The sequence below is a fragment of the Streptomyces sp. NPDC012935 genome, assembly GCF_042900345.1.
Classification (GTDB): Bacteria; Actinomycetota; Actinomycetes; order Streptomycetales; family Streptomycetaceae; genus Streptomyces.
In genome coordinates this window covers 108,792-115,164 of sequence record NZ_JBIBBC010000023.1, presented here as the reverse complement: position 1 = coordinate 115,164, position 6,373 = coordinate 108,792, and the positions used below count along the sequence as shown (strand labels likewise).

General features: G+C 70.7%; 7 protein-coding genes. 4 read left to right on the top strand and 3 right to left on the bottom strand.

Annotated features, from left to right (window positions below):
* Positions 1-284 precede the first annotated feature (284 nt).
* Complete coding sequence (locus ACFY5C_RS36990) at positions 285-1,289, bottom strand: peptidoglycan-binding domain-containing protein (RefSeq protein WP_389453317.1); 1,005 nt, start codon at positions 1,287-1,289, stop codon at positions 285-287.
* A gap of 170 nt (positions 1,290-1,459) precedes the next feature.
* On the opposite strand from ACFY5C_RS36990, the gene ACFY5C_RS36985 reads away from it, so the two are divergent.
* Positions 1,460-3,511, top strand: coding sequence for an MDR family MFS transporter (locus ACFY5C_RS36985; RefSeq protein WP_389453314.1), 2,052 nt, complete (start codon positions 1,460-1,462; stop codon positions 3,509-3,511).
* A gap of 223 nt (positions 3,512-3,734) precedes the next feature.
* Here ACFY5C_RS36985 and ACFY5C_RS36980 read toward each other — a convergent pair whose 3' ends face one another.
* A complete protein-coding gene (locus ACFY5C_RS36980) occupies positions 3,735-4,226 on the bottom strand; it encodes a GNAT family N-acetyltransferase (RefSeq protein ID WP_389453311.1) in 492 nt (163 codons plus the stop codon).
* A gap of 102 nt (positions 4,227-4,328) precedes the next feature.
* Here ACFY5C_RS36980 and ACFY5C_RS36975 point away from each other — a divergent pair, with 102 nt between their 5' ends.
* Together ACFY5C_RS36975 and ACFY5C_RS36970 are read left to right on the top strand one after the other, a co-directional pair.
* Entirely contained in the window at positions 4,329-5,006 is a 678-nt protein-coding gene (locus tag ACFY5C_RS36975; RefSeq protein WP_389453308.1) for a hypothetical protein, read from the top strand.
* A gap of 5 nt (positions 5,007-5,011) precedes the next feature.
* A complete protein-coding gene (locus ACFY5C_RS36970) occupies positions 5,012-5,455 on the top strand; it encodes a hypothetical protein (protein WP_389453305.1) in 444 nt (147 codons plus the stop codon).
* On the opposite strand, the gene ACFY5C_RS36965 is transcribed toward ACFY5C_RS36970, so the two are convergent.
* The gene (locus tag ACFY5C_RS36965) at positions 5,444-5,878 is read right to left on the bottom strand and encodes a DUF1992 domain-containing protein (RefSeq protein ID WP_389453302.1); all 435 of its coding nucleotides are present in this window, start codon (positions 5,876-5,878) and stop codon (positions 5,444-5,446) included. The genes ACFY5C_RS36970 and ACFY5C_RS36965 overlap by 12 nt on opposite strands.
* Before the next feature lie 97 nt (positions 5,879-5,975).
* On the opposite strand from ACFY5C_RS36965, the gene ACFY5C_RS36960 reads away from it, so the two are divergent.
* Positions 5,976-6,368, top strand: coding sequence for a hypothetical protein (locus ACFY5C_RS36960; protein ID WP_369270746.1), 393 nt, complete (start codon positions 5,976-5,978; stop codon positions 6,366-6,368).
* Positions 6,369-6,373 lie beyond the last annotated feature (5 nt).

Here is a 6,373-nt window from a genome sequence, read left to right as displayed (position 1 = left end):
CCGGCCCCGGTCTCGCGTCCGGCCTGGCGTCCCGGCCCCGGTCTCGCGTCCGGCCCGGCCCCGCCAGCGCCGCGCTGGCGTCCCGGCCCCGGTCTCGCGTCCGGCCTGGCGTCCCGGCCCCGGTCTCGCGTCCGGCCCGGCCCCGCCAGCGCCGCGCTGGCGTCCCGGCCCCGGTCTCGCGTCCGGCCTGGCGTCCCGGCCCCGGTCTCGCGTCCGGCCCGGCCCCGCCAGCGCCGCGCTGGCGTCCCGGCCCCGGTCTGGCGTCCGGCCCCGCCAGCTTCGCGTCACGGTTCAGTCGTCTCTGATTCCAGCCTCTCCCGCGTAGCCAGGTCATACACCCCGTACTCGTCCGGCTGGACGCCCCGGGCCCACTGGTAGCGGATGACCGCGTCCTCGACGGCCTCGTTGTAGTTGCCCCTGGCCTCCCGCGTGTAGAGGCCGAGTTGGGTCAGGCGGAGTTCGAGTTCCGTGACCTCGGGGCCCCGGTCGCCGCGCTGGAGGGTGGCAGGCCCGGGGTCCCGCGCGGCGGCGGAGTCCTCCTGGGAGCCGGCGGCCTCGGTGGTGGACGGGGCGTTCGTCGGTTCCGGGGGTGCCGACGCGGACGGGGACGCGCTCGCCCTCGACGGCGAGGGGGAAGCGGACGCGCTCTGCGTGGGCGTCGGCGACGCCGGCGGCGCTGCCGACTGCGTCGATGGCACCGTGGGGGACGGCGTCTCCCGGGCCTCGCTCGTGGCCGGCGCCGGCACGCTCGCCCGTACGTCGTCCGGCAGCGCCGTGTCCCGTACCGGCGCCTCGTACGTGAACATGCCGCTCGCCAGGCCCGCCGCCGTGAAGACGGCCACGAGCGCTCCGCCGGCCCCGAGCAGGACCGTGCGCGTACGACGGCGACGGGTGGTGGCCGTGCCGGGATCGTCGGCCGGATCGGACCGGTCGGACACCCCGTCCGGTTCGAACAGGCTCAGGTCCTGCGCGCTCGGTGTCGTGGCCGGAGGTGCCAAGGGGGTGGGCGGCGATACCGGCACCGCCCGCAGCGGCATCGTCTCGCCGACCGCTTCGCCGGTACCCTCCAACTCCACGTATGGCCGTATCCGCAGCGGATCGAAGTCCTCCGCCGCGGCCGCCTCCGCCGTACGGGCGTCTCGCAGGGCTTCGGACACGCGCAGGCCGCAGCCGCAGGACGGGGTGTTGTCGGCCCCTCTTGGCGTACCGCACTCCGGGCAAAGGTGACCGTTCTGGCCTATCGGGCCGTCCTGGCTGTCCGGACCCTTCGCGCCCGTCGGCTCAGTCACGTGTTCGTCCCTCCCCTCGCGAACTCCCCAGATTATGCAGACGTTCCTCACGTCGTCTCCCCAAGCCCCCGGAAGGACTGCTTCCAAAGGGGCTCAACAGGCCATAACTGATCAAACCGATCACGATGGGAGGTGCATGGGAGGTGTAACGAGACGCTCGGGAGGTCTTCATGGCCGAGGACGCGCACGGTATGACGGGAAATGTGCGTGACGCGCAGCCCCCGCAACGGCGAGCCGACGCGCACGAGAACGTGCCCGGCAACGTCCTCGTCTCTATCGGCGCGCTGCTCCTCGGCATGCTGCTCGCCGCACTCGACCAGACCATCGTGTCGACCGCCCTGCCCACCATCGTCAGCGACCTCGGCGGCCTGGAGCATCTGTCCTGGGTCGTGACCGCGTATCTGCTGGCGTCCACGGCCGCGACTCCGCTCTGGGGCAAACTCGGTGACCAGTACGGGCGCAAGCGGCTGTTCCAGGTCGCGATCGTGATCTTCCTCGTCGGCTCCGCGCTGTGCGGCATGGCGCAGGACATGGCCCAGCTCATCGCCTTTCGCGCCATTCAGGGTGTCGGCGGCGGCGGGCTCATGGTGCTGTCCATGGCGATCGTCGGCGACATCGTCCCGCCGCGGGAGCGTGGGCGGTATCAGGGGCTGTTCGGGGGCGTGTTCGGGGCGACGAGTGTGCTCGGGCCGTTGCTCGGTGGGGTGTTCACGGAGCATCTGAGCTGGCGGTGGGTGTTCTACATCAACCTTCCCATCGGGGTCGTCGCCCTTGCCGTCATCGCTGTCGTGCTGCGCACTCCGCGTAAGTCGACGCGGCATGTCATCGACTATCTGGGCACTTTCCTCATCGCCTCCGTCGCCACCTGTCTCGTGCTGGTGGCCTCCCTCGGGGGGACCACATGGGCATGGGGGTCGGTTCAGATCGTCGGGCTGGCTTTGCTCGGAGTGGTGCTCGCCTTCGCGTTCGTCGCCGTGGAGCGGCAGGCTGCCGAACCTGTGCTGCCGCTGAAGCTGTTCCGCGTGCGGACGTTCTCGCTCTCCGCGGTCATCAGCTTCATCGTCGGCTTCGCCATGTTCGGCGCGATGACCTACCTGCCGACGTTTCTCCAGGTCGTACAGGGAGTCAGCCCGACCACGTCCGGGGTGCACATGCTGCCGATGGTGGCCGGCATGCTGCTGGCGTCGACCGGTTCCGGGCAGATCGTCAGCCGTACCGGACGCTGGAAGGTGTTCCCGATCGCGGGAACGGGCGTCACCACGCTGGGGCTGCTGCTGCTTCACCAGTTGGACAGGGACAGCTCCACCTGGGAGATGAGCGTCTACTTCTTCGTCTTCGGGCTGGGCCTCGGGCTCGTCATGCAGGTGCTGGTGCTGATCGTGCAGAACGCCGTGTCGTACGAGGATCTCGGCGTGGCCACTTCCGGGGCGACGTTCTTCCGGTCCATCGGGGCGTCGTTCGGTGTGGCCATCTTCGGGACGATCTTCGCCGGCCGCCTCGATGACAAGCTCGTCGAGGCGTTTCGGGGAGTGTCGCTTCCCCCCGGGGTCTCACTGGACGGGCTTGAGGCGGATCCGCGGGGTATCGGGGAACTGCCGGCGGGGCTGCGGCCGGCTGCGCTGGACGCCTACGCGTCCTCGATCACCGACGTGTTTCTGTACGCGGCGCCGGTCGCTCTGGTGGGGTTCGTGCTCGCCTGGTTCCTGCGGGAGGACAAGCTGCGGGGGTCCGTGACCGCGCCCGACGTCACCGAGACGCTGGCCAGCAATCCCGTCGAGCGGTCGTCCTACGACGAGGTGTGCCGGGCGTTGTCGGTGCTCGGTACCCGGGAGGGGCGGCGGGAGGTGTATCGGGACATCACCGAGCGGGCGGGCTACGACCTGTTGCCCGCGGCCAGTTGGCTGTTGTTGCGGATCAAGAGGTACGGGTGGGTGGAGCCGGGGGTGCTGTCGGAGCGGAGTTCTGTGCCGCTGTCCGTGATTCTCGATGCCGCTCGGGAGGTGGAGGGGCGGCGGCTGGCTGTTCGGGAGGGGCTCGATCTGGTGCTGACGGACCGGGGGCGGGAGGTCGCCGAGCGGTTGGCGCTCGTTCGGGAGGAGTCGTTGGCCGAGTTGTTGGGGGACTGGTGGGGGCCGGATCGGCCTACTGATCTGGTGCAGCTGGTCAAGGAGTTGAATGCGGAGTTGTGTGGGTCTGATCGGGAGCAGCCGCGGGATTCTTGAGCGCCGGGTGCCTGCGGCGGCCCCTCGCTGTCCGGTGGGGGTGCGCGTAGCGCCTGCGGGTGGGTTGTGGGTCGGGGACGTGCCGGGGGGTGTCCGTCCCCGGTCGGGCGGTTGCTGTCTCTTGAGGGGTGCTGGTTCTTGACGCCCGCCGCTGCGGGGCGGACATTCCCCGGTACGTCCCCTTGCCGCCGTGCGTGGCTGCGGCGCCGCGGGGTACGCCGACCTAGTCGAGGGGCTTCGTGAACCAGTGCTCGGCGTAGACGCCGTCGTTGTGTGGGGGTGTTTCCTCGTAGCCCAGAGCTGTGTACAGGGCGCGTGCCTCTGTCAGGTCGTGGCGGGTGTCGAGGATCATGCGGGTTGCGTGGAGCGTGCGGGCTGTGGCCTCGGCTGAGAGGACCAGGAGTTTGCCGCCGCCCTTGCCTCGCATCCTCGGGTCTACGAACACCCTGGTGAGTTCGGCTGTGTTCGGGTTCTGGAGTCTGATGCCGACTGATCCGGCCGGCTCGCCCTCGTAGCGGGCCACCAGCAACTGGCCTCCGGGAAGGGTGAGTTCGGTGGTCGGGGGGTTGGCGAGCTCGCGGGACAATTCGGACGGGTCGGTGGGGTGGCCCTTGTGGAGTAGGTAGTAGCGGTCGCTGACCTCGGTGTAGTACGCCCGCCAGAGGGCCTTGGCCATGGGGGAGTCGGGGGATTCCGGGGCTACGGTCCAGGTCATGGCCGCAATTGTCGGCGAGGGGACCGGCGGGCTCGCAACTGAGTTTGTGGGCGGCCGGTTCGACGGCCGTTTGGGGAGCGTTCTGGGGGCAACCCGGCACACATGTCCACAGGTGTGATCATTCTGATCGTGATAGCGGTGGTCGTCGTCGTGCTCGGCGCGGCCGTCCTGGCCCTGCGTACTCGGGGTGCGCAGGGCGGTCGGGGTCTGAAGCGGCGCTTCGGGCCTGAATACGAGCGGGCCGTTGCCCGGCACGACGGAGACGTCAACGCTGCCGAGCGTGAGCTGGCTCAGTTGGTGGAGCGGCACGGCGGGCTGCGGGAGCGGCCGTTGGAGCCGACCGAGGTCGAGCGGTTCGAGGCGCGCTGGGCCGCCGCCCAGGAGCACTTCGTCGAGTCGCCCAAGGAGGCCGTCGCCGAGGCGGACCGGCTGCTCGCGGAGCTGGCGCAGGCACGCGGGTTCCCGGACGGCGCGCAGTACGAGGAGCAGCTCGCCGCACTGGCCGTACACCACGCGGACCATGTGCAGGGCTACCGGCACGTGCACCACGTCTCTCACGCGCACGTGGGTGGCGAACGGGAAGGCGGGGGTGCGGGTACGGAGGAGATGCGCGAGGCCATGATCGAGGCCCGGGCCCTGTTCGAGGACCTGACGGGGCCGGTCGGGCGGCGGGCTTCGCACGAGTCCCGCAGGGACGCCGAAGGGCAGGCACCCGCCCGCAGCAACGGCCACCGCGGGCATCTGCCGTGGACGTTCACCCGTCACGCGAAGGGGAGTTGAGTGACATGACGGACGCCACGACCGGCATGGGCGCCGGCAAGGTGACGGATCACGACCTCGCGAAGAGCGCGCCCCCGGTCGCTCCCACCGGTGGGAGCGAGCGGCGTGGCAGTGAGGCGCGTGCGGCGGCCCCTGCGAAGAGCGGGCGTGAGGTCGCGCGGCTCTTCCCGCACGACGAGTCCGACAAGTTCGAGCTCAAGCTCCAGCACGCGGTCTCCGGATTCGTCGACGGCCCCCGGGGCGCCGTGGAGGAGGCCGACCGCGTCCTGGAGGAGCTCGCCGCCCGCTTCACCGAGGCGGTGACTCAGCGCCGGCGTACCCTGCGCGGGGCCTGGCAGACGACCGGTCCCGCGGCCGAGGGCAAGGGCGCGTCCTCCACCGACACCGAGCAGCTCAGGCTCGCGCTGCGCGACTATCGAGAGCTGGCGGAACGGCTCCTACGCATCTGACGCAACACCCGACTCGCCCGCCGCCCGGCGTCTCTCCCGCCACTGCCGTACGACCTCTTCGACGTCGTACGGCTTTCGGCCCAGGGGAGGGCCGGGCGGCGGCTTCAGCAGCATGTCGCGGATCTTGACGTTGACGTCCGTGATGATCTTCCGGACCGTCCGTTCCGTGGGAGCCGCGTACGCCGCGGTCAGGGCGTCCTCCGCCTCCTTGCGCAGGGCCAGGGCCGGGGGCAGGACCGACAGGCCCTCGCGGGCCATCTTGCGTTTGACCCACCACAGTTCGTCGTACGGCGCTTCCAGGTCGGTCGGCAGCGGTTTGCCGGTGCCGGGCAGTCTGTCGAAGTCGCCGCGGGACTGTGCGTCGTGGATCTGCTTGTCGACCCAGGACTCGAACGGGACGCCCGGGGGCTTTCGCTCGGTCATGAGTTCATTGTGCCGGACGCGGCAGTGCCGGGCGATTTATCATGCGGGCGCGGTGGCCAAACGGCCGCTGTTCAAGGATGTTTCAGAAGGAGCGCACGTGCTCGAACTCACCATGGCCGCCGTGTCCGCGGCGGACGAGGGTGCCACGGCCGGCATGCTCATGGCCGACGCGCCCAGCGAGCCGGGCGCCGTGCTGCGGGTGGGCCGCGACAAGTCGGTGTGCCGGCTGGTGACGCCGGACGAGTGGCTGTTCGTCTCGCGGGTGCACCTGGAGTTCCTGTGCGGGCCCGACGGCAGCTGGCAGGTGACCTGGCTGCGCGGCTCGCAGCCCGACCCGTCCTCCGAGGTGCGGCTGACCGTGGGGCAGTACGCCCAGCCGATCGGCTACGGCGGGACCGTGCCGCTGCCCAGGGGCGGCAGCGGCGAGATCATCATCCACGACCGCACCGAGCCGCGCAGCGTCAACGTGGGCTTCTATCACGAGGCTTGAGCCAG